Below are 23539 nucleotides of genomic sequence, written 5' to 3'. Positions count from 1 at the left end.
CCCGCTCCCGCGACCGGCAGATCGTCAGCGTACGAACCGGGCGGGCCGGTACGGCGCCAGCTCCGGGGCCTCCCGGCCCGTCAGCACCTCCCCCGCCACCAGCTCCCCCAGGCGCAGGCTCAGCGTCATGCCGCTGTGCGTCACCACCGTGTACAGCCCCTCGGCCTCGGCGTTCCAGCCCACGATGGAGTTGTCGTCCGGCGGCATCGGGCGCGTGCACACCCGGCCGCCGACGAGCCGGGCCGTCGCCGCCGGCGCCGGCAGCATGTCGTGGGCGCGGGCGTGCAGTTCGCGGGCGAGCACGGCCACGCGGTCGGCGGGCGTGTGCTGGTCGACCTCGTCGTTGAGGTCCAGCGCCTCCAGGTAGACCCGCCCGCCGGCGAGCGGGCGGGCGTGCAGGCGCGGGGTGAGCACCATGCGGGTCAGCGCCGGGCCGCCGGCGGCCGGTTGGAGGTGGGCCAGGAGCGTCGGCGCCTCGGACCCCGGCGCGTCGCCGGGCACCAGCGGCACGTACGCGCCGGCCAGCGCGGCGACCGCCGGGGTACGCCACCCGGCGCAGCACACCGCGACGTCCGCCGGCACCGTCTCGCCCCCGGCGCACCGCACGCCGCGCACCCGGCCGCCGGCGGTGTCGATGCCCACGACGCGGGCGGCGCCGCCGGTACGGACCCGGACGCCGCCGGCGCGGGCGGTCGCGAGGAGGTGGGCGACGAGCGGCTGCGGGTCGACGGCGGCCTCGTCGGGGAAGTACGCGACCTGGGCGCCGTCGTCGATGCGTACCGCCGGCTCCAGCTCCCGGGCGCGCGGCACGGGGATCCACTCCGCGGCGTACCCCCAGTCCTGCAGCCGGGCGACGGTCTGGTGGAGCAGGTCGAGCCCGGGTCCGTCCGCGGCCCACCGCAGGGCGCCGCCGGGGCGGTACCATCCGCTGCCGACGGTGCCGGGGCTCTCCGCGTACGCCGCCGGGCCGGTCTCGCGTACGAGCGCCGCGTGGGCGCGCATGGCCGACACCGCCAACTCGTGGTAGTGGCGAGGGGACTTGGAGTGGGCGTTGATCCAGGCCATGGAGCCGGCCGTCGTCCCCGCCCCCGGCTCGCCCCCGTCCAGCAGCCACACCTGTGCCGCTCCGCCCCCGAGCCGCGCCGCCAGCGCCGTACCGATCACGCCTGCACCGATCACCACAATGCGCACGATGATTCGCCCCCGTTTCGCTCGTGCACCTCGTTCCTTCCAGGCTGCCACCGAGCGGGACCGACCGAGGGAATGGAGCATGATGTGTCCGGATATCACCCACAACAGAAGCGGAATGGATAGTTCGTACGGAAGGTAGGTTCGAGGCTCCGAGACCTGATCGACGAAGTGATCGACGAGCGGAGCACGCACATGCAGCACATCGTCCGGCCCGAGGGATCCCCGCCGGTCAACGGCTACAGCCACGCGGTGGCGTTCACCGGCACCGTGGTCGCCGTCTCCGGCCAGGTGCCGCTGGACGGCGCCGGCCGGCTGGTGGGCGAGAACGACGCCGAGGCGCAGGTGCGCCAGGTCTTCGCGAACCTCGCCACCGCGCTGGCGGCGGCGGGTTCCGGCCTGGAGCACGTCGTCAAGCTGACCGTCTACCTCACGGACCTCGGCGACCTCCCGGCGTTCCGCCGCGTACGGGACGAGCTCCAGGACCCGGTCAACCCGCCGGCCAGCTCGCTGGTGCAGGTCGCGGGGCTGGTGAGCCCCGACTTCCGGGTGGAGGTCGACGCGCTGGCGGTGGTGCCGGGCTGACCTCGTACGCCGGCGGGGCCGGGGGAGGAGACCCGGCGGCGGAACGGCGCTACGGTGTCGTGGTGACCCGGAAGCGGCTCATCGTGCTGGCCGGCGCGGCGTTCGCGCTGGCGGCGGCCGTGGTGACCGCCGTGGCCGTGGTCGCGCTCCGGGGGGGACGGGCCCGAGCGGCTGGCCGGCGCCGAGGCGATCGGCGGCGGCGGGGACACCGGCCTCCTCCCGAGCCGCCTCCCGGCGGGCGACCCCGACGGTCTCGGCCTTGGGGAACTGGACCTCCGCAGCAGCGTGAACCTCGTGGCCGGCGACGGCGACGACGGCCTGTGGATCCTCGGGGACTACGGGGTGCTCCTCCACGCCGCGGACGGCCGCGTCGACCACGCCCGGCCCGTGGCCGAGCCGGGGGGAAAGCACGTGACCGCGGGCGCGGACGGCCGGGCGGTCATCTCCTTCTCCAGGTCGGCGGTGGTGACGGGGACTGATCCGGACGACGACCGCACCGTCGAACCGCCGCTCCCCGAGGACACGTACGTCAGCGCGGCGGCAGCGACCGACGACGGGACGGTGCTGGTGGGGTACACGAACGGCGCCCTGGACGCCTTCGGGCCGGACGGGCGGGTGCGGCACCTCGTCGACGAGGCGCCGGGCAGGGTCGGCGCCCTCGCCGCGTTACCGGACGGGCGGGTGGCGTTCGTGGCGACGAACCCGGACGGCGAATACCTCCGCGTGGTGCGGCCGGACGGCGGGATACGGACCGTCTACGAGGACGTGGACCGCCGTCGCTCCATCAACCAGATCGCCCCGGCGCCCGGGAACCGGGTCGTGGCGCTGAATGCCGGGTCCGACACCGTGCCGCGGATCAGCGTGATCGACCTCGCCGGCGGGGTGTCCGAGACCGTCGCCACCCTGTCGGACGTGGCGCTCTGCGACTCGACGGACTCCTGTGGGCCCAGCGTGCTGCAGGGGGTCTGGTCTCCGGTCTCGGTCGCCGTGGTCGGCGACGACCTGGTCTTCCTCGCGGACGGGAAGCTCTGGCGGCGCGAAGACCTCTTCTCCTGAGGCTCCGGGGCGTACGGCCGCGGCGGTCACAGCTCGCCCTCACCGAACCCCTCGCCCGCGCCCTCTCAGCAGGTCACCCGCGCGAGTGGAGCTGACTCCGAACCGATGATCTGCTCGGCGAGGGCTGGAGAGACTGGCTTCGACCCGGAAGGGGGTGCACCATGACGGTTATGGCAGAGCGCACGGCACACGTGACTCAGATGTCGGTCGACGATTTCGAGAAGATCGCCAAGGCCGCCGAGAAGGAGATCGAAACCGTCAGGTTCGAGTTCATCGACGGACGGATCGGAGTCAAGGGCGTGCCGGACGGAGATCACGGCGAGATCATCGCGTGGCTGATGGAGCAGTGCATGGAGAGCGGGCGCCTGTTGCGCACGTACGCGAGCGACCTCGGCCTCCAGGTCGAAGAGTACCGCGGCGGGCGGGCCAAACCAGACGCCATCCTCGCGCCGAAGGGGACGTTCGCCGGGCAGGGCGACTGGGCAGATCCCGACCACGTCGCGATGGTCGTGGAGGTGACCTCGTTCGACTCGGACACCCACCGCCGGGACCGCGTGGAGAAACCCGTCGCCTACGCCGCCGCCGGCATCCCGGTCTACCTGCTCATCGACCGTGATGCGTGCACCCTGACCGTGCACAGCGACCCCTCTCCCCGGGGCTACCGGGACATCCACTCGGTTGAGTTCGGCGCTACGGTCGCCCTGCCGAAGCCGGTGGATATCGAGCTGGACACCGGGGAACTCAAGGACTACGTCCGCTGACCGGGGCACCCCCCATAGCCGGTGGCCCGCGCCGGAGCCGTCACGACGTGCGGGCCGTACCGCACTCGCCGGGCACCCGTCCCTCACCTGCGTCGACGGCTCTTCGAATCACCGTCCGGCCGATACACCCGGCCGCGGGCAGGGGCGGATGTCAGACCCGTGGTTCAGGATGGGGGCATGAGGGAGATCGACGTGGTGCTGGCGGACGGGCGCCGGCTGCACGTGTACGACACCGGGGCCGGCGGCCGTGACGACCGGCTGCCCGTCTTCTGGCACCACGGGACGCCGAACGTCGGGGCGCCGCCCGGGCCGCTCCTCGCGGACGCCGAGCGGCTGGGGATCCGGTGGGTGTCGTACGACCGGCCGGGATACGGGGGTTCGAGCCCGTGGCCCGGGCGGGACATGGCGTCGGCGGCGGCGCTCGCCTCGCGGGTCGCCGACGAGCTGGGCATCGGACGGTTCGCCGCCGTGGGGCACTCCAGCGGGGGCGCCCACGCCCTGGCGTGCGGTGCGCTGGCGCCGGAGCGGGGGTACCCCCGCCAGAGAGGGCGTAGCCGGCGGGGGAGGGTGACGGCGGTGGTGAGCGTGGCGGGGCCGGCGCCGTTCGGGGCGGCGGGGCTCGACTGGTTCGCGGGGATGGCGGCGGGCGTCGCGGATTCGCTGCGGGCGGCCGTCGCGGGGCGCGCGGCGAAGGAGAAGTACGAGGCGGCGGCGGCGTTCGACCCGGAGATGTTCACGGCGGCGGATCACGCGGCGCTGGCCGGCGCGTGGCGCTGGTTCGAGGACGTCGTCGGCCCCGCCGTCGCCGGCGGCCCCGCCGGTCTGGTCGACGACGACCTCGCCAACGTCGGCCCGTGGGGCTTCGACCCGGCCGCCGTGACCGTGCCGGTGCTGCTCCTGCACGGCGCCCGGGACCGGGTGATCCCGCACGCGCACGGCGAGTGGCTGGCCCGCCGCTGCCCGGCGGCGGAGCTGTGGGTGCGGCCCGACGACGGCCACATATCCGTCCTCGACTCGGGCGCGGCGGCGCTGGAATGGCTCCGGGAGCAGACCGGGCCGGCCGGCGCGGCATGATGCTGATGCCGATCACGCGGACGCCGGTCTCGGCCACCCCGCACAACGACCAGGAGGACCGGCGTCCACCCCGGCCGGCCGCTGCCTGGGGTTCCCGAACCTCCTGCAACACCGCGTCGACTCGTTCCGCCTCACGGACCCCACCCGCCCGGGATATCGCAAAATCCTCGTGTTCTTCCTGGTCGACCCGTCGAAGACGATCGTCTCGACCTCCGACGTGCCACCGCAGCAGCCGTGGTCCGGCACCTCGACCATGACGCTTGAAAAGGCCAGGAGCTACCGCGAACAGCTCATGCAGGAACGCAAGTTCTTCGTCGACGAACACAACGAGCAGCTCTACGAACGGGAGTTCTCCCTCTGCGAGCACTGAGAGGGAGGGCGTCCTCGCCCTTGCCCGAACGGCGTCGTGGAACATTATAAAACACACGGATTGTCACGATGTGTCAGGAATGCGGTTTAGGCGTGTGCCCAGCTGGTTACCCGGGGCGGCATGGCACAGATACCGAAGCGGCGCGGAAAGCACGGAAGGTACGGCGGACCCGTCGCGGCCGTTCAGGAGGCCGAGGTCGCGCGGGGGACGGCTGCCGGGCCGGACGAGCAGGTGGTGCAACAGGCGCCGGACATACCTTCTGACCTGCCCAAAGGCGCCTGGGGGGCGGTGCTGAAAGGCACCGTGAAGGAGTTCAAGAAGGACGAGCTGACCGACCGGGCGGCGGCGCTGACCTACTACGGGATCCTGGCGCTGTTCCCGGCCCTGCTGGCGCTGATCTCACTGCTCGGGGTTGTCGGGCAGTCGGCGTCGCAGCAGGTGCTGGACAACATCCAGAAGCTGGCCCCGGGCGCGGCGCGGGATGTCCTCAGCAACGCGGTGAAGCAGATGCAGGGCAACGCCGGGATCGGCTCGGTCATGGCGATCGTGGGTCTGGTGCTCGCGGTGTGGTCGGCGTCCGGCTATGTCGCCGCGTTCATCAGGACCGCCAACGCGGTCTACGACGTCCCGGAGGGCCGTCCGGTCTGGAAGGTGCTGCCGGTCCGCGTCGGCGTGACGGTGGTCCTGATGGTCCTGGCCGTGGTCAGCGCGGTGATCGTCGTGTTCACCGGTGGTCTGGCCGAACAGATCGGCTCCGCGCTGGGTGTCGGCGACACGGCACTGACGGTGTGGTCGATAGCGAAGTGGCCGGTGCTGGTGCTCCTGGTCACGGTCATGATCGCGCTTCTGTACTGGGCGACGCCCAACGCGAGGGTGCGCGGCTTCCGCTGGATCACGCCGGGCAGTTTCCTGGCGCTGGTGATCTGGATGATCGCCTCGGCCGGGTTCGCGCTCTACGTGGCGAACTTCGGCTCGTACAACAAGACCTACGGCACCTTCGCCGGCGTCATCATCTTCCTGGTGTGGCTGTGGATCACGAATCTGGCGATCCTGCTGGGCCTGGAGTTCGACGCGGAGATGGCCCGGCAACGCGCGGTGGCGGGCGGCCAGCCTGCCGAGGAGGAGCCGTACGTCGAGCCGCGCGACACCCGGAAGTGGGACGACGAGGACCGCCGCCGGCTTGCGTCCTGAGAGGAGGGTTCACCGCCGGAATCCTCACCGGGCCTGCTTCAACGACTTCGAAGGACAGGTGAACTCCATGACAGTACAGGGCCCTCCCCGCACGGGAAGGAGAGCGCAGGAACCGGTGGGCGAACTGGTCCAGCGTGCGTCGCGGCAGATGTCTCATCTGGCCCGCGATGAGATGCGCCTGGCGCAGGCGGAGATGACCGAGAAGGGCAAGCGCTTCGGCAAGGGCGGCGGTCTGTTGGGCGGCGCCGGTCTGTTCGGTGTCCTCACCTTGCAGGCGCTGGCGGCCACCGCGATCGCCGCGCTGTCGCTCGTGCTGGAGGTGTGGGCGGCGGCACTGATCGTCACCGGTGCGCTGGCCGCCATCACCGCGCTGACGGCGGCGCTCGGCAAGCAGCAGATCAGCAAGGCAACCCCACCGAAGCCCGAACAGACCGTGGACAGCGTGAAGGCCGATGTGGCCGAGATCAAGGAGAGGGCGGCCCGACCATGACATCTGACAAGCCGCAGACGGGCGACAGGGCGACGCCCACTCCGGAGGAACTGCGCGAGCAGGTCGAGGCGACTCGTAAGGAACTCGGCGATACCGTCGCGGCGCTCGTGGAGAAGATCGACGTCAAGACCCGCGCCCAGGAGAAGACGGCCACCGTCAAGCATCAGGTCGCCGGGAAGACCACACAGGTCAGGACCCGTCTGCGGGACAAGGCGGCGCACGCGGCCCACGCGGTGCAGGACAGGACCCCCGAGCCGGTACGCGCCAAGGCCACCGCGGCCACAGAACAGGTCCGCGGTGCGGCCGTCCACGGCGGGGACCTGGCCCGGGAGAAGGCTCCGGAACCGGTACGTGAGAAGGCCGGTCAGGGCATGCGGGCGGCGCGGGCCAACCGCGTGCCTCTGCTCGCCGCCGCCGGCGCGGTCATCGTGCTGCTGCTCATCGGCCGCTCCAGGAGGCACCGATGAAAGCCGCAAAGATCGCCTACAAGCCGGTCGGCATGGCTCTGGGTGCCCTCAGCGGTGTTCTGGCCGGCGCGATGTTCAAGCAGGTCTGGAAACAGCTCGGGCACGAAGAGGACGCCCCCGACGCCACCGACGAGAACCGCACCTGGCGCGAGGTCCTGTCGGCAGCCGTCCTTGAGGGCGCGATCTACGCGGGTGTCAAAGCCGCCGTCGACCGCGGCGGCGCCACCGCCACCCGCCGCCTGGTCGGCACCTGGCCCGGCTGACCCGGCCGTTGTCAGTCCGCCGCAGTAACCTTCCCGCCACTGAGCAGCACGGCGCCTGACGGCCGGAGAGAGAAGGAGTGCCTTGTCCATCCATCCCTTCTACGGCGTGCGGGTGCTCGCCCTGGCTCCCGACCGGCCGCGGGTGAGATTTCGTATCTTCGTCGTCGACTACGACGTCGAGCGCCGGTGGCATGCTGAACTGCCGGGAGACGCCGGCTTCTTCCTGTCCCTGCTGTGGCAGAGCGCGGACGACAGCGGTGGCTCCCTCGCCGGTTTCTTCACCTGGCGGGAGCCCGAGAACGACGGCTGGCTCACCGTGAACACCCGGTGGTTCGTCGAAGGCGTCGAACGTGTCGCCGCCCGCAACCACCCGCCGGCCGACGAGGTCTGGGAGCACATCGATGCCCTCCGGGGGGAGGGGATCCACCAACGGGACGACGGCTGGCCGGACGAGGACCGTCTTGTGCAGGCCGACTACGAGGTGCAGGTCACCGACCCACGGTGGCTGGAGCATCTCCGGCCCGGTCTGAGCTGGGAGACCGGGTACTACCCGGACCCGACCCGTCGGCTGCTGCGCGCCGAGGACGCCCCGCACGTGCCGGATCTCACGGAGCCGGAGGCCGTCCTCACTCCGTTCGCCGGGTCCGACTATTCCGACGACATCGCGGCGCTGGCCTTCTCCGACGACGGCCGCTTCCTCGCCGTCACCAGCGAAGACGGCGAACTGGCCGTCTACGACACGGCCAACCGGTCCGAGCGGCTCCGCCTGTCACCTGACTCGGCCGGCCGGGACATCATGTGGGTACCCGGGCGGCATGTGGTCACGCTCAAGGAGGACGAATACGACGAAGTGCGCCCGTGGGCCTACGACCTCGACGCCGACACCGAGACCGACGTTCCGGTGGAACCGGGCCGCGAACGCTCCCGCACCGGCCGCTTCCGGGTCGAGTACGGTGCCGACGGTCGGGTGGACTTCGTCTCCGGGCAGTCCTCGCCCGATCGCACGGTACGCGTCGGGGACGCTTCCTCCGGCCGGGTCCAGGGCGTGGCATTCAGTGCCGACGAGACCCGGATGTTCGTCGCCCACGACTCGAAGGTGCACGTGATCGAGCCCGCCACCGGCAGGGTCCTGGACACCATCGCCGTGCCGGGCGACTGGCTGAACTCACTGGCGGCGAGCCCGGACGGCGCGTACCTGGCCGTGGCGACCGAGGACTGGAACGATGAACGGAAGTGCACGCCTGACATCTACCGGGTCGCCGACCGTGAACTCGTCATGCGACGCCCTGCGAAGGACCGTACACAGGCCGGGATCAGTGCCAGGTCCCTCGCCTGGTCGCCCGACGGCGCCCGGCTGGCGGCCATGGTGGAGAACCAGATTCACCTCTTCCGTGTCGGCCTGCCGGACGAGCCACCGGCCCGTCTCGCACTCGCCCAGCACTACAGAGGTTGCTCCTGATCCAAGCTCCTGGGCCCCGGTGCTCCTGGTCCGTGAAACGGAGACAAGGTGATCCGCACCTTGGTGGCGTCGTCCGGAGAGTCAAGATCTACTTGCATGAGCCATGTGCCTGGTGTGAGCCGGAGTGTGTCGTCTCTGTGAGCGTCTCCGATGGACAGCACCCCGGACGGGAGGTCGATCGTCGCCTGGTACGCGGATTCTGCTGCGGCCGTCTGACGCACTTCTACCACCATGTCGACGTCAGCCACGTCCTCGGCAACCAGACGCTGGTGCCGGACCCGAATGGTCACCCAGCAATGCGAAGTCCATACCGGGCCCGGAGCATCCAGGCTGTCCGCATCGAAGTCGCCTTCATCCTCGTCGTTGGCGTAGATACAGCCCCAGTAATAGGGCCGAGTTCGGCGCAACAGCTCGCCTGTTTCCATCGGCACATCATGCCCCAGCCGTACCGCAGCGCGAGATCAGTTCCAGTCACGCAAGCCCGTCCAAGACGGCTACACCAGATCAGTGTCGAGACCCTGCGACTCTTTGCTCGACGGCCTGGCTCAATCTCCAGCGGGGAGGACGCCGGAACCAGCAGGACTCCGGCCGGCAGCCTCCAGCGCGCCTTCGGGTCCGCGGCCCACTGCGGCTCGTCCGGCCAGTCGCTCGGGTAGCGCCGTCCGAGATAGACCATCGCGAGTGGCTCTTCCAGCTGGACCGGCGGGTCCTCCTCCATGAAGGACAGATCGTCATCGTCGTCGGCGGTGACGAACCCGAGGTACGTGCTCGCGAACTCGGTGACGATGCCGATCAGCTTCGCAAAGGCGTCGGTGTTGCCCCGGTTCTCGTCGTAGTCCTCGTCGAGCCGACTCTCTTCGACGTGGATCTGCATCATCCAGTTGTCGGAGAGGCGGGCCCCCGCCAGGAACGCCGACGTGCCCGGCAGCCACACCTCCAGCCCCGGCCCGAAGTCGGCGGGCGCCGTCCGGAAGCCCCGCCCTCCAGGACCCCGGCGAGGCGCCGCCGGTCGGCCGGGGTGGACTCGTCACGGTCGCCGTCGTAGGGCAGGCCGATGAACCAGATGCTGTCGTCCATGGGGACATCCTGCCTCGTGCAGGGCCGACATCAGGAGGTGCTCCTGCACGAGGATTCGTACGAGGCTTGCTTCCGCAGCAGCGCCGCGCCGGACTCGGCCAGCCAGTCCGCGAGCGTACGCAGTCCGGGGTGGATCACGCGCAGCGCCTCGATGTCCGCGTGCCAGCGCGAGCCCGCCGCCCAGCGCTCGCGGACCCGGGCGATCTCGGGGCCCCGCGCGACGGCCTCGGCGTGCGTGAGCTGCTCGTAGCGCACCGCGCTGCCCGTGGCCTCGCTGATCGCGGCGACCGCCGCGGCCGGAGTGGGGGCGTCCCCCGCCAGCTCCAGCGTCCGCCCCGCGAACCGGTCCGGCCGGTCGAAGGCCAGCGCGGCGAACTCGGCGATGTCCTCCACCGCGATGATCTGGACGGGCTCGTCCGGCGGGAAGATGTGCCGGTGCACACCGTCGACGATGCCGTCGACGCCGATGGGCGGTGACACCAGGTAGTTCGACATGAACCGCACCGGGCGCAGCACGGTCACCTTCCGGATCCGTTCCCGCAGGTAGTCCTCGATGCGCTTCTTCCCCTCGGAGCCGCCCAGGCGGTCCGGCGTGGACGCGATGCCGGTGAACACCACGTGCCCGACCCCCACCGCGGCCGCGGCGTCGACCAGCGCCCGCCCCCGGGCGAACTCCCGCTCCACGTCGGAGCCGTCCGGCCCGAAGGCGAGGGGCGGCACGGCGAACAGGCCCGCCGCCCCCTCCAGCGCCGCGGGCAGGCTCGCCGGGTCGTCCAGGTCGCCGCGTACGAGGTCGGCGCCGGCGGCCTCAAGTGCGCGGGCGGCGGCAGCGGCCGGATCCCGTACGAGCGCGCGCACCGGCCGGCCCGCCGCCAGGAGCCGGCGTGCGGCGGCGCCGCCCTGCCTGCCGGTCGCACCGGTCACGACGACCAAGCGGTCAGTGGTCATGTCTGTCGTCCTCCACCCCGGGATTGTCTGTCGGTCGATGTGGAATGCTCCACCCGGTTGAGAGCGACGGACAAGGATTACGTGACATGACGACCCCGGCTCCTCGCGACGTGGGCCGCGCCGACGCGCGCCGTAACCGCGCGAAGGTGCTCACCGCCGCCGCCCGGGCCTTCGACGAACACGGCCCGGACGTCTCGCTCGGCGCGATCGCCCGCCGGGCGGGGGTCGGCGCGGGCACCGTGTACCGGCACTTCCCCAGCAAGGAGATCCTGCTGGAGGCCGTGCTCGCCCGGCAGGTCGACGAGGTGGTGGACGCCGCCCGGCGGTGGGCGGCCCGCACCGATCCCGTCGCGGCGCTCTTCGGCTTCCTCCTGGAGGTCGTCGAGACGTCCCACGGGCGCAAGCACACCTGCGACGCCCTGACCGCCGAGGCGAACTGGCCGCGCCCGGGCCTGGCCGCGTCGGCCCGCCGGTTCCGTCAGGCCCTCGACGAACTGCTCCGCGCGGCCCAGCGGGCCGGCGGGGTCCGCGACGACGTCGGCCCGGCCGACGTCGTCGCGCTCACCGCCGGGTGCGCGACGGTACGGGCCGCCCACCCCGACCGGACGGGCGGCGCCCGCATGGCGCGGCTGGCGCTGGAGGGGCTGCGGAGTCCGGCGTACGTCACGAAAGTCCCGGCGTTCCGTGACGGCGTCGGTGCCGGTGCCGGTGCACGTGGCCCGTCGAGGCGGTGCGAGGAGTGCGGAGCCCACCTCGACTCCCGCCCCACCGGCCGCCCGGCCCGCTACTGCGGGGCAACCTGCCGCCAGCGGGCACACCGCCGGCGCCCCGGGCCGATGACACGTTCCCGGGGGGCCGGCGGGGAGGGAGCCGAGGGCCGCCGTCAGCGGAGGTAGACGTTGGGCTGTGGCGGGCGGTTCATGCCGTCCCCGAGGAAGTAGCTCGGGTGGGGCGGCTGGTTGTAGGCGGTGTTCTGCCACGCCAGGGCGACGCGGTACTGGGCGTCGTGGACGAGGGTGTGCAACTTGGTGGTGGTGGGTGTGGAGGTGGCGTAGATGCGCAGGGCGCTGTTGTCCGTGTGGCGCCAGATGACTTCCTCCCGCCAGTCGCCGAAGAGGTCGCCGGACAGGACGGGCGTGGACTTGGTGCCGTTGCTGGAGGTGACTCCGCTGCCGTCGAACAGCCGGGTGTCGCCGCCGGTGCCGTACTTGTCGACGTGCGTGCCGTCCAGGAGTTCGCGCACCGGGTCGGCGTCCCACCAGGCCAGGAAGTTGGCGGAGGAGGGGTTGCGGCCGACGTTGCCGCCGGCGGAGTTGCGGAGCTGGTCCATGTTCGGGCCCGCGCCCCAGAACTCCGCGCCCTCGTTGCCGGCGAAGATGTCGCCGGCCACGCCGCGGCCGGGGCCTTCTTCCCCGCTGGTGGGCGTGCGGTGGATGACGTCGCCGTTGCGCGCGTCGTGCAGGTCGGAGCCGGGCTGGCTGCTCGATTCGTGGATGCTGAAGACCTCCACGCCGGAGCGGGCGGGTACGAAGTCGCCGACGTGCAGGGCGTCGCCGTGGCCGAAGCCGGTGGAGTACATCAGGCTGCCGTTGTCGTCGATGGTCGCGGAGCCGTAGACGATCTCCTGGCGGCCGTCGGCGTCGACGTCGGCGACGGACAGCTGGTGGTTGCCCTGGCCGTGCGCGGCGCCGTTGCCGGAGGAGTTGGAGTCGAACGTCCAGCGGCGGGTGAGCTCGCCGTCGCGGAAGTCCCAGGCGGCGACGACGGCGCGGGTGTAGTAGCCGCGGGCCATGATCAGCGAGGGGCGCTCGCCGTCGAGGTAGGCGGTGCCGGCGAGGAACCGGTCGACGCGGTTGCCGTAGTCGTCGCCCCAGTCGGCGACGTTGCCGCGCCCCGGGACGTAGTCGACGGTCGACATGGCGGCGCCGGTCAGGCCGTTGAACATCGTCAGGTACTCGGGGCCGGTGAGCACGTACCCGCCGGAGTTGCGGTGGTCGGCGCCGGCGTTCCCGATGACCGTGCCCTCGCCGTCGCGGGTGGCGTCCGCCGTCTTCATGGCGACCTCGGCGCGGCCGTCACCGTCGTAGTCGTAGACCTGGAACTGCGTGTAGTGCGCGCCGGCCCGGATGTTGCGGCCCAGGTCGATACGCCACAGCTGCTCCCCGTCGAGCCGGTACGCGTCGACGTAGACGTTGCCGGTGACGCCGGACTGGGAGTTGTCCTTGGCGTTCTCCGGGTCCCACTTGACGATCAGCTCGTACTGGCCGTCGCCGTCGACGTCGCCCGGGCTCGCCTCGGAGGGGATGTAACCGGAGCCGGGGCTCTCCAGGGGCACGTCGAGGTGGTCGCCGCCGCTGAAGCGCAGCGAGTTCTCCGACGGCTCCTGCTCGACGCCGCCCACCACCGCGGTCACGGTGTACGTGGCGTCCGCGGGGGCTCCGTCGTCGAGGTAGTTGGTGGAGTCGGTGACCGGCGAGTCGTTCACCTTCGTGCCGTCGCGGTAGACGTTGAACTCCGTGTCGTAGCCCTCGGTGCCCAGCAGCCGCCAGGACACCAGGTTGCCGCTGCCCGAACGCACCGAGACCAGACCCCGGTTCAGACTTTCCATCTGCAGGGCCGCCGCCTCGGCTGCCCGCGGATCCGGGTCGGCCGACTGGGCGTGCCCGCTGTCGGTTTCGGCGGTGGCGGCGTTCGACCACGGCGTGGGGAGGGCGGCCAGCGATACCGCGGCCAGCGACGCTGCCAGCAGCATCACGGCAGGCCCGCGGGCCTCTCGCAGTCTTCGCACGGACATGTGGGGGTCTCCTTCGATGGACGGCGGACGCTCACGATCCCCGGAAACGATCACTGAAACGATTCAATTCCAGGCCCCATGGGAGCGCTCCCGCGGAAGACTAGAGCCGGGCGGCCGGAGCGGCAATACCCCCGCGCGCACGCCGCCGGGTGCGGCCCGGGAGAGGCGGCGGGCCGGGGATCTTGAACGCCGCCCATACGATCTTTCCGGGGCCGTCGCGGTCGGAGGTGCCCCAGTCGTCGGCGAGGGCGGCGACCAGCAGCAGCCCGCGGCCGCGGTCGTCGGTGTCCGCGGGCGCGCACACGTGGGGCTCGCCGCCTCCGGCGTCGTGCACCTCCACGTGCACGAGGTGCTCCTGCGCGAGCACCCGTACGAGGAAGAGGTGGCCGGCGGGGGTGTGCCGCAGCGCATTCGTCGCCAGTTCCGAGATGCACACGCGGATGTCGTCCGCCCGGTCCCCCGCGCGCACCGCCGCGGCGACGAAGTCGCGCGCCCTGCCGACCGAACGTGCCCCCCGCGCGAACATGCGCGACTGCGCGGTCCCTCCGCCCGCCACCTGCTTGTCTGCCATCGCCATCCCTGCCAATTCGTCAGTTCGACCGCCGCCCGCGGCGGGGATCTACTACTTTGCGTAAAGGAAGTGTTGCGCTCCGTACCCGGAGGGCGACAGGTCTTCACGTCCCCGGCCACCGCTGGAGATAGGAGTCGCACAGTGCCCGCACGTCCCCGCGAACTCACCCCCGACCGCAGTGCCCGTCACCTCTTCGGCGCGAAGATGCGCGCCCACCGCATGCGCGCGGGCATGAGCCTGGAGGCGCTGAACGAGGTGGTGAACATCAGCCGCAGCCACCTGGCCCGCATCGAGACGGCGGAGGCCATGCCGCCGCCGGATCTGCCGCCGCGGCTGGATGCGGCGTTCGGGACGGACGGGATCTTCCAGGAGCTGTACCTGCTGGCGGCGAAGGAGATCCACCCGGACCAGTTCAAGCGCCGTATGGAACTTGAGGCGCGTGCGCAGATGATCGGGGAATACAGCAGCCAGATCGTGCCGGGGCTCCTGCAGACGGAGGACTACGCGCGCGCCCAATTCACGCTGTCCAATCCCTGGGCACCTGAAGGGAAGATCGAGGAGCTTGTCACTGCCCGTCTGAGTCGGCAGTCGGTGCTTTCGTCGGGCACATTGCTGGCTTATTCGGCGGTGCTGGACGAAGCCATGCTCCGCCGGGGTCTCGGCGGACCGGAGGTGATGCGTCCCCAGCTCGCACGCCTGGCAGAACTAACGCTCACTCAGACGACCATGGTCCAGGTCGTCCCCTTCGCCCTCGGGGGACATGCCTTCATTGGTGGCTCAATCATGCTGATGACCTTGGACGGTGGTGCGCGGGTCGCCTACGAGGAAGGCATCACGACCGGCATGTTGATGGAGGATCTGGCAAGCGTCATCGAACGGCAGCGGGTATACGATCTCTTAAGGGCGTCCGCCCTGTCGCCGGACGATTCGGCGGCCTTTATCCGGTCCGTGATGGAGGAACTTCCGACATGAGCACCACGCCCGACCTCTCCCCCGCGGAGTGGGTCAAGTCGAGCTACAGCGGAAACGGCGGGGGCAACTGTGTCGAGTGGGCACCCGCCTTCGCCACCTCCGGCGTCGTCCCGGTCCGCGACAGCAAGGACCCGCACGGCCCCGCGCTCACCTTCGAGCCGTCCGCCTGGTCGTCCTTCGTCGCCGCCGTCCAGCGAGACGAGTTCGGCACCGCGTGACGTAGACCCGCCTCTGCCCGACCGGCCCCCGCCACCTTCGGCGGGGGTCGCTGTACAGCGGTCGCGCCGCAGCGTCAGGCGCCGTAGCGCGGCAGAACTTCGGTGTCGACCGGGGACGGCAGTGGAGCCGGCAGTTCGATCGCCTCTCCGTACACCCCGTCCAGCCGGCCGTGGTACTCGCCGTCCTTGGGGCGGGTGTGCAGGACCCAGCGGCCGGTGCGGGGGTCGAGGACGAGCAGGGTGGCCACGCCTGCGCGGGCATACCAGCCGTTCTTGTCGGTGATGTCCTTCGCCTTCTCCGACTGCGAGATCACCTCGATCGCGAGAGCGACGTCACGGGGGTCGGCGAGCCAGGAACCGTCCTCGTCCCACTCCACGGGCAGGACCGCAAGGTCGGGCGTGGCGTAGTCGTCCGGGTCCTCCGGCATCGCGACCGAGGACATCTCGTACGGGGCCAGGCCCTCGGGCAGCCGGGGCTCGATCTGGACCCGCAGGCGGCGGATGGTGCCGGCGTGCTTGCCACGCGCCCGGGTGGGGGACGTCACGAGGCTGCCTCCGATGATCTCGACACGCAGGCCGGTGGACGCTTCGATCTGCTCGGCGACCTCACGCAGGTTCCCGGGGCGCGGGTACAGTACGGGAAGGCTCACAGCTGCCCACCTCCTCATCGGCGGCCGGTGGTCACCACCGTACCGGGTACGGCCCCCCGGCCGGGGCACGCGCACATCTGGTCCAAGGGAAGATCGTCACCGACCCGGGGTAACCGGCTCCCCTTCGACGGAGACGGCGAGCTGGCGCCGGACGGCGGAGGGGCTTTCAACGTTCTCAGCCCAGGGCCTCGATCGCACGCAGGATCAGCGCCCGCGCCTCCGCCCCGTACACCGCGAGCTGGGTGAATTGCGCGAACGCCTGCTCGTACAGCTCGATCTCGCTGGGCGCGGTGACGCGCACACGCGCGGCCAGCAGTTCGACGTTCACCTGCGCGTCATCGAAGATCGTGAATGCCTCCAGCGGCCAGATGACGCCCTCCCGCACCGCGGCCACGGGCACGACGCCGAGGGAGACCGCGGGCAGCGTCATGCAGGCGAGCAGGTTGCCCAACTGGCCCGATATCACGTCGGCGTCGCCGAGTCGGTGGTTCAGTACGTGCTCCTCGACGAGGACCGCGAAGCGGTGGTCGCCTTCGCGGATGACCCGCGAGCGCCGCATCCGCGCGGCCACGGCCTCACTCACGTCGTCCGGGGTGCCGCGGAAGCCTGCGATGGTGCCCATGAGGGCGGCGGCGTAGGCCGGTGTCTGCAGGTAGCCGGGGATGACGTTCGAGGCGTAGGTGCGGAAGGCCCGGGTGCGCTCGTACAGCGGTGAGGCGGCTTCCTGTAGTCGGCGCATGCCGGTGCGCTGGAGCCGGCGCCACTGGACGTACATCTGGTCGGCCTGCCGGTTGGCGGCGATGAGGTCGGGAGCCTGGCCGTCGACGTCGCACGCGGTGCACCAGGCGCGTATGTCAGCGTCGGACGGGGTGGTGTGGGCGTTCTCGATACGCGACGGCTTCGCGACCGACCAGCCGCACCGCCGGGCCAGCTCCTTGCTGGTGATCCCCGCGTCCAGGCGCAGCTCCCGCAGTCGCGCCGCGAGGGCTGCGCGCGCTTCATGGGCACTGGACGGCGGGGAAAGGGGCATGAGGGGCATCCGTCCTCGTCCGTCTCCGGGTCGATCGCGACGAGTTGAATGGTCAGGGCAACCGTTCCTAGAGACTGAGCGGGAGTGAGTCCTGTTGCCAGAAGCCATGCTCAGCCGAACACCCCGAACGGTCTTGGGTGTTCTGGTCCACCGCGTTCGCTCCGCGTCCGGCGCGCACGGATCGTGTCCGTGGTCCGGGGACGCGGGGGCGGTTTCCCTCGCTCCCCCGGTCGCCGAGTCGGGCCTGGGCGGTCCGATGCCCGTGCACATCGCTCTGGTGTGCACGGGGCGGTGTCGTCCGTCGCCTGATCCGGTGTCCGAGGGCGCGCCTGCCGATGGCCACCGAGGCGGCGGCGTGTCGGCTGGTCTTGCGGGTTTTGCTGGTGAGGGGGGCTTGCCAGTGCTGGGCGCCCCAGACGCTGGTGTAGGCAGGGTCGACGGCGATCACGCTGATGCTGGCTTCTGCGCTCATGGACAGCAGGCGTGCGCGCAGGCGGCCCGTGGGGATGCCGGAGATGAGCTGCCTGAATCGCTTGCGGCGGCCGTGTTTCTCGCGGGTGGTGGAGTCGGTGAAGTCGAGGTCTTCGATCGCGATGGCCTGCACGCCGGTCTGCTTGGCCCAGTGCAGGAGGCCGGTGAGGGCGTGGCGGAGCTGGGCGTCGCGGTGCGAAGCGCTGCCGGTGAGTTGGTAGGTGAAGCGGCGGGGTGTACCGACGGGGTTGCCGTGTTCGTCGAGGCGCCATGCGGCCAGGTGGTCGGCGTTGGTGTCCACGGCGATCACGCCGTGGGCGCGCAGCGTGGCCAGCGGCACGATGGTGGGGGCTTTGCGCCTCCAGGAGGCGTCGAGGTACCAGCGGCCCCGGACCATGTCCAGGTGGATGCGGTAGGCCACGGCCCGGTTCGTTTCGATTCGGTCGTGCCATTCGTCGCCTCGGTGCCGGAAGGCGACCCTCGCGGCGAGCACGTACCGGCCGTGCTTGGTGTTCGCGTGCTGGGCGAGGGGGGCGGGCAGCTTGATGCTGATCTCGCCGTCGGGGCTGACGCGGATCGTCTCGTTCCCGAACCTCTTGCCGGACTCGCCATCGGCGGTCAGGAACCACCGCGCCGCCTCCCACTGTGCCCGCCACTGCGCCTCGGTCAGGTTCGCGGCGGTGAGGTGGTGACGGGTGCGCAGCAGTCGGCGGCCCCCGCGTGTGATCGACACGCGTCCGGCATCGCGTTCGGCCGCGATGCGTCCGTACCGCTCTTCGAGGATCGCCAGGCGCCGGGACTTGTGGAACCACTCATGCGAGGACCGGTAGCCGCCGGGCTTGCCCCGGCTGCCCTTCTGGGCGACGGGCAGGGACAGCCGGTGCCGGATCATGCGGATACCGGCATCCAGGGACTGCAGGTGCGCGTGCTGCGCACGCCGGGACAGTCCCCACTGATCGTGCGTGCTGGTCGTGATCGAACCGGCCCAGCGGGAAGACGACAGGGCTGTCAGGTCGCGTTTGCGCCCGGCCCACGTGTCGGTGGAGTGCTCCAGGCCGTCACGGCACCTGCGAGCCAGATCACGCGAGGCCAGTGTCCCCAGGTGCCCACCGACAAGGCGCAACACCTTCTCGTCTCCGGCCGTCAGTCCCTTGAGCCGGTCGCGGATGCTGACACCCGTCGGGCCGTCGGCAGCAAACGGCCGGGCAATCTGCCGCAGCGGCCTGCGCTGGTCAGCCATGCTCGGCGGCCTGAAGCGCCTTGCGGGCACGGTTCTTCGCCGACCGGCGCCCATACAGGCGGGCACAGAACGAGGTCAGCACCTCCACCATGTCCCGCTCCAGGTCATCCCCGACCTCGCCTTCGTCCAGCACGACCAGGCGGCGCCCGGCCGCGGACAGAGCCGCCTCGACGAACTCGACGTTCATCCGACTGAGGCGGTCCTTGTGCTCCACCACCACCGCCTGCACAGCAGGATCGGCAAGCAGCCCCTTGGCCTTGGAACGGGCGCCGTTCATGCCGGAGGCGATTTCGGACTCCACCCGCACCACCCGCTGGCCTGTAGTGGCAGCCCACCGGGCCAGCCGGACGACCTGGCGCACCAGATCGTCCTTCTGATCATGCGAGGAGACGCGGGCATACAGCCCCAGCCCGCCGATTGCCTCAGGCGCGGCGTTGGCCCCCACGTTCACGAGGATCGTGCGCGGGCCGACCCGCTGAGCCGGTACCGGCAGCGTCCCCTCACGGAACCAGCGATACGCAGTCTGCGGATGCACGCCCTGCGTCTTCGCCCATTCCGTGAGATTCATGCTCTGACAACGACACTCACTCATACATGGTTACGCACACTCACCCGACTTCGAGGGCTAGCAGTTGAACACCCTCCCGACCTTCAAACTGATTACGGGGAATTTCACCAGCTTCAGCCGATGAGATGACTCCGTCGAAGGCGGACCAGGGGGAGCACACCGGCGTATCTAGAGGGGATGCAATTCTGCGTAATCTCGTTCCAGCTCGCCGCCCGGGGCGAGCCCGGCGACGAGGACGACAACACCGACGGGGGCCGGGCGGCGGCTCGATCTGCCGAGCGCGGCATGGAGTCTGCGTCTGGACCGCCGGATTGAGCTGGCCAAGACCATGTACGGGCACGACGCGTTGCACACCGGGACCCTCACCCTCGACGACGGCGAGCTGATGAAGCAGGCGCGCCGGCTCGCCCGCTGACCTCCGGGCGTGCGTGTGGGTGGCGCGGGACCCCGGCGGAGGTCCCACGCCACCCACGTCTGGCGTCCGGGCCGGGAGCGGGGGCCCGGGCGGGAGTCAGGACACCGCGTTCCACCTGTCCCGGCCCTGGTAGGCGGGCAGCCACTGGTCGTTGAACATCGTGAGCACGTTCTCCGGCATCCGCGCCGTCATCATCGCGACGACGTCCTCGTTGGCGTCCTCCAGCAGCCACGGGACCATCGTCGCCGTCTCCGGACCGGTCTTGGCGACGTGCACCTGGCTGTAGTGCTGCCACTGATCCTGCGTCAGCCGCGCGTCGATCAGCGGCAGCGCCTCTTTCTCCTCGTGCTCCAGGTGCGCGGCCAGCGCCTCCGCGAGCGCGCTCGTGGCGGCGGCGACCTTGTCCCGGTCGGCGCCCTCGTCGGCCAGGACCGCGTCGACCGACGCGAGCAGCGGGTCGATCTGCGCGTGCTCGGCCTCGATCGCGTCGAGCACCGCCACCTCGCCGGGCTTGTCGGCGACGGCCTCGCGCAGCGGGGGCCAGAGGGCCTCGTCCTCGGAGGTGTGGTGGATGGTCAGGGCCTTCTTGAACAGCTCGTAGCTGGAGCCGTTGGCCAGGATCCGGCGGGGGTTCTCGTCGGTGCGGGCGGCGACCTCGGCGATCTTCGCCAGGTCGCGCCGCAGGGCGTTGTGCATCGCGTACATCATGGACATGTCTATGTTTCCGGTCATAGCTCATTTCCGTGTCGTCGATCCGAGTGTGGGACGCCCAAAATCGTATAGGACGTCCCGTCTTGTCCGCGTGCGAAGCAGCTGCCTCCCCTTATGACAGGCGGGACCCGGACGATGTGACGGACCCCGGGTCGGAGCCGGGTCGAAGCCATGGTCGAGGACCTGCACCGGACCGACGACGGCACTCCGCGACCTGCTGCGCTTCCTCGTCTACGACCCGCCCGACGGGCCGTCCACCGTGCTCAGTCACCGCCGCGAGGATCTGCCCGGCAGCGGGCTGCCGCTCGGCGGCGTACCGCCGGCCGGCCGGATGGCCGCCCCCGCGGACGCCCCGGGGTACGTACGGCGGTCTCACCCGGCCCGGCGCCAGCGAGCGCCGGTCGCGCTGGTCGCCTTGAGCAGCGCGGGCAGCGCGGGCTCGCCGGGGGCGGCGCGCCACACCTGAACGTGGTACTCCTCGCGCGGCGCGCCGTCCGCGCGCGGGTACCCGCCGTCGCGGTTCCGCCCATGGACGCGTACGCGATACGTCCCCGCCACCCCCGCGCCCGCGCCCGCTCCGGAGCCCGCGCCCGTGCCCAACGGCAGTCGGCTGGCCTCGTCGTCGCTCTCCTGCCAGTTCGTGGCGAAGTCCATGAACGCCGACCGCCACGCCACGGACACCTCGGCGACGTCCTGCCACGCCGCCGCCTCCAGCGGCGGTTCCCCGTCCCAGAGTTCGGCGCTCACCCCGACCGTGCCGATCTCCTGCCCGCACAGAATCCGCAGCCCCTCGCCCGCGGGGTCGGCCTCGACCAGCCCGTTGTCCGTGAACCCGGCCTCGAACTCCACGACCAGCGACTCCCCGACGACGTCGACCGTCGACGCGTCCACGAACACGTCGACCGTCCCGACCCCCCACATCAGCCCCGCCAACCCGCCCACTCTCCTCTCCACGCCGGGGACCCCTCCCTCTCGGGTCCGGGCGGTCCGGTCTACCTCATCCACCTGGCCGTACCCACTTTTTTGTGGGTACTTGGCACGCCGTGCCCGCCGGGGCGAGGCTGGTGGCAGCCGGGAAACACGGAGGTGGTCAGGGAGCCGGGCGGGCTCCGGTGAGTTTGTCCAGCCGGCGGTGGCCCCAGTCGCTCAGCGGGGCGAGCGCCGCGGAGAGGTCACGGCCGAAGTCGGTGAGCGAGTACTCCGTCTTCAGCGGCAGCCCGTCGTGCACCTCGCGGTGCACCAGGCCGTCGCCCTCCATCTCGCGCAGCGCCTGGGTCAGCACCTTCTCGCTGAGCCCGGGCAGCCGGCGGAGCAGTTCGCCGGGGCGGTGGGGGCGGGTCTCCAGCAGCCAGAGCAGGGCCGTCTTCCACTTGCCGTCGATCACCGCGATCGCGGCGGTCACCCCGCAGACGTTCGTGTCCTGAGCGCGCTTCCGCGTCACGGCACCCCCATGATCACCACGTGTCTCATTTTCCTTCTCCTACTTATGGAGGTTAGTCGTGTCCGAAAACTCTGCCGTCACTGTCCTCGGTCTGGGCCCGATGGGACGGGCCCTGGCCGGTGCGTTCGTCGCCGCCGGGCGGCGTACCACCGTCTGGAACCGGACCCCGGGCCGGGACCGCGAGCTGGTCGGGCTGGGCGCGCTGAGCGCGGCGTCGGCCGCGGAGGCGGTGGCGGCGAGCGAGCTGACCGTCGTGTGCGTGCTGGACTACGACGCCGCCGACTCGGTGCTGCGCCGCGAGGACGTCGCCGGCGCGCTGACGGGCCGTACGGTCGTGAACCTGACCGCCGACACCCCCGCGCGGGCCCGCGACGCCGCGGACTGGGCGGCGGCGCACGGCGTCCGCTACCTCGACGGCGCGATCATGACCCCGGTGACCACCATCGGCACGCCGGACGCGGTGTTCATCCACAGCGGGCCGAAGGACCTCTACGACGCCCACCTGCCCGCGCTCGCCGCGCTCGGCGGCACCCACACCCACCTCGGCGAGGACATCGGCCGGGCGGCGGCGTACGACGTGGCGCTGCTCGACATCTTCTGGACCGCGATGTCGGGCTACGCCCACGCCCTGGCCGTCGCCCGCGCCGAGGGCGTCACCGCGCGCGAACTCGCCCCGTTCGCGAAGGGCATCGGCGCGATCCTGCCGCCGATCTTCGACGGGGTGGCCGCGGCCGTGGACGACGGGGACTTCTCCGGTGCGAGCAGTCCCGTCTCGTCGGCCGCCGCGACCATGGCGCACGTGGTCGCCGCCTCCGAGGGCCACGGCATCGACGCCGGCGTGATGCGGGCCGCCGCGGGGCAGACCCGGCGGGTCATGGGGCTGGGGTACGGGGCGGACGGGTTCACGCGCGTCACCGAACTCGTCGCCGGGAGGCTCACGGCCGCGTCCGGCGGCACGGCCGACGAGGGCTGACCGGCGCTGACCGGGGCTGAGCAGCGCCGGCCGGGGGCCGGCCGGCGCTGACGCCCCGGCGAACGGGGGCCGTCCGGTCCGCATCCGGCCGGCCAACTTCCGCCTCCCCTCGCCCTGTTGCGTTAGACGGCGTACAGGACGGGAATTCCCCCGTCGACCCGCGGAGACGACGGCGGGAGCGACGAAGGGGGAGCCATGAGACGACGCTGGGGAATCGGCGCGGCACTGGCCGCCGCGGCGGCGGTGCTGGTGCTCGCGGGCTGCAGCCAGCCAACGGACTACAGCGAGGTGGTGACGTTCACCGACGAACACGGCCGCGCGTGCACCGCGGCGGTGGTCGTCGACCAGGAGCAGAGCGAGGGCGACGACTACGAGGTCTCCGGCCTCGACTGCGACTACCCCCCGGAGGGCCAGTCGCCCGGCCCCGCCGGCCAGCAGCCGCTGCCGGAGCGGAACGCCGGGGACTGACCGGCCGGACGAGGCGCGGCCGGCCGCGGCGGCGGTGGCGGTGGCGGTGGCGGTGGCGGCGCGGCCGACGCCGCGGGCAGCCTCGGGG

At 71.5% G+C, this 23539-nt stretch carries 26 protein-coding genes and 1 pseudogene; 15 read left to right on the top strand and 12 right to left on the bottom strand.

All coding sequences use genetic code 11. The annotated features are described in order from the left end of the window. Positions 1–24: 24 nt before the first annotated feature. Entirely contained in the window at positions 25–1182 is a 1158-nt protein-coding gene (locus T328_RS28575; RefSeq protein WP_496499084.1) for an NAD(P)/FAD-dependent oxidoreductase, read from the bottom strand. A 201-nt stretch (positions 1183–1383) separates the two neighbouring features. Between T328_RS28575 and T328_RS28570 the strand changes: the two genes are divergently transcribed. The 10 genes and pseudogenes from T328_RS28570 (at position 1384) to T328_RS28525 (ending at position 8904) form a co-directional block, all read left to right on the top strand. After that, positions 1384–1773, top strand: coding sequence for a RidA family protein (locus T328_RS28570; protein WP_496499083.1), 390 nt, complete (start codon positions 1384–1386; stop codon positions 1771–1773). 294 nt (positions 1774–2067) lie between these two features. After that, on the top strand, positions 2068–2829 hold the full coding sequence (locus tag T328_RS28565; RefSeq protein ID WP_496499082.1) for an NHL repeat-containing protein: 762 nt from the start codon (positions 2068–2070) through the stop codon (positions 2827–2829). A gap of 161 nt (positions 2830–2990) precedes the next feature. Continuing rightward, the gene (locus tag T328_RS28560) at positions 2991–3590 is read left to right on the top strand and encodes a Uma2 family endonuclease (protein ID WP_496499081.1); all 600 of its coding nucleotides are present in this window, start codon (positions 2991–2993) and stop codon (positions 3588–3590) included. A 177-nt stretch (positions 3591–3767) separates the two neighbouring features. After that, complete coding sequence (locus T328_RS28555) at positions 3768–4664, top strand: alpha/beta fold hydrolase (RefSeq protein ID WP_496499080.1); 897 nt, start codon at positions 3768–3770, stop codon at positions 4662–4664. A gap of 55 nt (positions 4665–4719) precedes the next feature. Continuing rightward, positions 4720–5034, top strand: a pseudogene (locus tag T328_RS28550) (DUF4246 family protein); the annotation flags it as partial. Between the two features lie 120 nt (positions 5035–5154). Then, the gene (locus T328_RS28545; protein ID WP_496499079.1) at positions 5155–6225 is read left to right on the top strand and encodes a YihY/virulence factor BrkB family protein; all 1071 of its coding nucleotides are present in this window, start codon (positions 5155–5157) and stop codon (positions 6223–6225) included. A gap of 67 nt (positions 6226–6292) precedes the next feature. After that, entirely contained in the window at positions 6293–6715 is a 423-nt protein-coding gene (locus tag T328_RS28540) for a phage holin family protein (protein ID WP_496499078.1), read from the top strand. Then, entirely contained in the window at positions 6712–7182 is a 471-nt protein-coding gene (locus tag T328_RS28535) for a DUF3618 domain-containing protein (protein WP_496499077.1), read from the top strand. Before T328_RS28540 ends, T328_RS28535 begins: the two co-directional genes overlap by 4 nt. Then, positions 7179–7445 carry a DUF4235 domain-containing protein gene (locus T328_RS28530; protein WP_496499076.1) on the top strand — a complete coding sequence of 89 codons (267 nt, stop codon included), beginning with the start codon at positions 7179–7181 and terminating at the stop codon, positions 7443–7445. Before T328_RS28535 ends, T328_RS28530 begins: the two co-directional genes overlap by 4 nt. Before the next feature lie 82 nt (positions 7446–7527). Continuing rightward, positions 7528–8904: a WD40 repeat domain-containing protein gene (locus tag T328_RS28525; protein WP_496499075.1), complete on the top strand. Its 1377-nt coding sequence runs from the start codon at positions 7528–7530 to the stop codon at positions 8902–8904. A 286-nt stretch (positions 8905–9190) separates the two neighbouring features. On the opposite strand, the gene T328_RS28520 is transcribed toward T328_RS28525, so the two are convergent. Further along, complete coding sequence (locus T328_RS28520; RefSeq protein WP_496499074.1) at positions 9191–9781, bottom strand: hypothetical protein; 591 nt, start codon at positions 9779–9781, stop codon at positions 9191–9193. Between the two features lie 230 nt (positions 9782–10011). After that, on the bottom strand, positions 10012–10929 hold the full coding sequence (locus T328_RS28515; protein ID WP_496499073.1) for an NmrA family NAD(P)-binding protein: 918 nt from the start codon (positions 10927–10929) through the stop codon (positions 10012–10014). An 86-nt stretch (positions 10930–11015) separates the two neighbouring features. Here T328_RS28515 and T328_RS28510 point away from each other — a divergent pair, with 86 nt between their 5' ends. Continuing rightward, positions 11016–11825: a TetR/AcrR family transcriptional regulator gene (locus T328_RS28510; protein WP_496499072.1), complete on the top strand. Its 810-nt coding sequence runs from the start codon at positions 11016–11018 to the stop codon at positions 11823–11825. Here the strand turns inward: T328_RS28510 and T328_RS28505 are convergent. Both T328_RS28505 and T328_RS28500 read right to left on the bottom strand, forming a co-directional pair. Further along, positions 11813–13723 (bottom strand): rhamnogalacturonan lyase, encoded by a 1911-nt coding sequence (locus tag T328_RS28505; protein WP_496499071.1) that lies wholly within the window; start codon positions 13721–13723, stop codon positions 11813–11815. The genes T328_RS28510 and T328_RS28505 overlap by 13 nt on opposite strands. Positions 13724–13823: 100 nt before the next feature. After that, positions 13824–14249 carry an ATP-binding protein gene (locus tag T328_RS28500; protein ID WP_496499142.1) on the bottom strand — a complete coding sequence of 142 codons (426 nt, stop codon included), beginning with the start codon at positions 14247–14249 and terminating at the stop codon, positions 13824–13826. 186 nt (positions 14250–14435) lie between these two features. Here T328_RS28500 and T328_RS28495 point away from each other — a divergent pair, with 186 nt between their 5' ends. Both T328_RS28495 and T328_RS28490 read left to right on the top strand, forming a co-directional pair. Beyond that, a complete protein-coding gene (locus T328_RS28495) occupies positions 14436–15266 on the top strand; it encodes a helix-turn-helix domain-containing protein (RefSeq protein WP_496499070.1) in 831 nt (276 codons plus the stop codon). Then, positions 15263–15484 carry a DUF397 domain-containing protein gene (locus T328_RS28490; protein ID WP_496499069.1) on the top strand — a complete coding sequence of 74 codons (222 nt, stop codon included), beginning with the start codon at positions 15263–15265 and terminating at the stop codon, positions 15482–15484. The genes T328_RS28495 and T328_RS28490 overlap by 4 nt, the downstream gene beginning before the upstream one ends. A gap of 74 nt (positions 15485–15558) precedes the next feature. Here the strand turns inward: T328_RS28490 and T328_RS28485 are convergent, their stop codons facing one another. The 7 genes from T328_RS28485 to T328_RS28455 form a co-directional block, all read right to left on the bottom strand. Beyond that, on the bottom strand, positions 15559–16134 hold the full coding sequence (locus T328_RS28485) for a Uma2 family endonuclease (RefSeq protein ID WP_496499068.1): 576 nt from the start codon (positions 16132–16134) through the stop codon (positions 15559–15561). Positions 16135–16309: 175 nt separating this feature from the next. Then, complete coding sequence (locus T328_RS28480) at positions 16310–17164, bottom strand: helix-turn-helix domain-containing protein (protein WP_496499067.1); 855 nt, start codon at positions 17162–17164, stop codon at positions 16310–16312. Positions 17165–17231: 67 nt separating this feature from the next. Beyond that, positions 17232–18875, bottom strand: a complete 1644-nt coding sequence (locus tag T328_RS28475) for an IS200/IS605 family accessory protein TnpB-related protein (RefSeq protein ID WP_496499066.1) — start codon at positions 18873–18875, stop codon at positions 17232–17234. After that, positions 18868–19443 carry an IS607 family transposase gene (locus tag T328_RS28470; RefSeq protein ID WP_496499065.1) on the bottom strand — a complete coding sequence of 192 codons (576 nt, stop codon included), beginning with the start codon at positions 19441–19443 and terminating at the stop codon, positions 18868–18870. The genes T328_RS28475 and T328_RS28470 overlap by 8 nt, the downstream gene beginning before the upstream one ends. Positions 19444–19954: 511 nt before the next feature. Continuing rightward, complete coding sequence (locus tag T328_RS28465; RefSeq protein WP_496499064.1) at positions 19955–20590, bottom strand: hemerythrin domain-containing protein; 636 nt, start codon at positions 20588–20590, stop codon at positions 19955–19957. 351 nt (positions 20591–20941) lie between these two features. Continuing rightward, positions 20942–21523, bottom strand: coding sequence for a hypothetical protein (locus tag T328_RS28460; RefSeq protein WP_496499063.1), 582 nt, complete (start codon positions 21521–21523; stop codon positions 20942–20944). A 136-nt stretch (positions 21524–21659) separates the two neighbouring features. Beyond that, positions 21660–22010, bottom strand: a complete 351-nt coding sequence (locus tag T328_RS28455) for a winged helix-turn-helix transcriptional regulator (RefSeq protein ID WP_496499062.1) — start codon at positions 22008–22010, stop codon at positions 21660–21662. A gap of 58 nt (positions 22011–22068) precedes the next feature. Between T328_RS28455 and T328_RS28450 the strand changes: the two genes are divergently transcribed. Beyond that, complete coding sequence (locus T328_RS28450) at positions 22069–22983, top strand: NAD(P)-dependent oxidoreductase (protein WP_496499061.1); 915 nt, start codon at positions 22069–22071, stop codon at positions 22981–22983. A 195-nt stretch (positions 22984–23178) separates the two neighbouring features. Beyond that, entirely contained in the window at positions 23179–23451 is a 273-nt protein-coding gene (locus tag T328_RS28445; protein WP_496499060.1) for a hypothetical protein, read from the top strand. Positions 23452–23539: the final 88 nt, after the last annotated feature.

The sequence above is a fragment of the Streptomyces sp. CNX435 genome (assembly GCF_059570575.1).
This window is presented reverse-complemented; position numbering and strand designations above follow the sequence as displayed.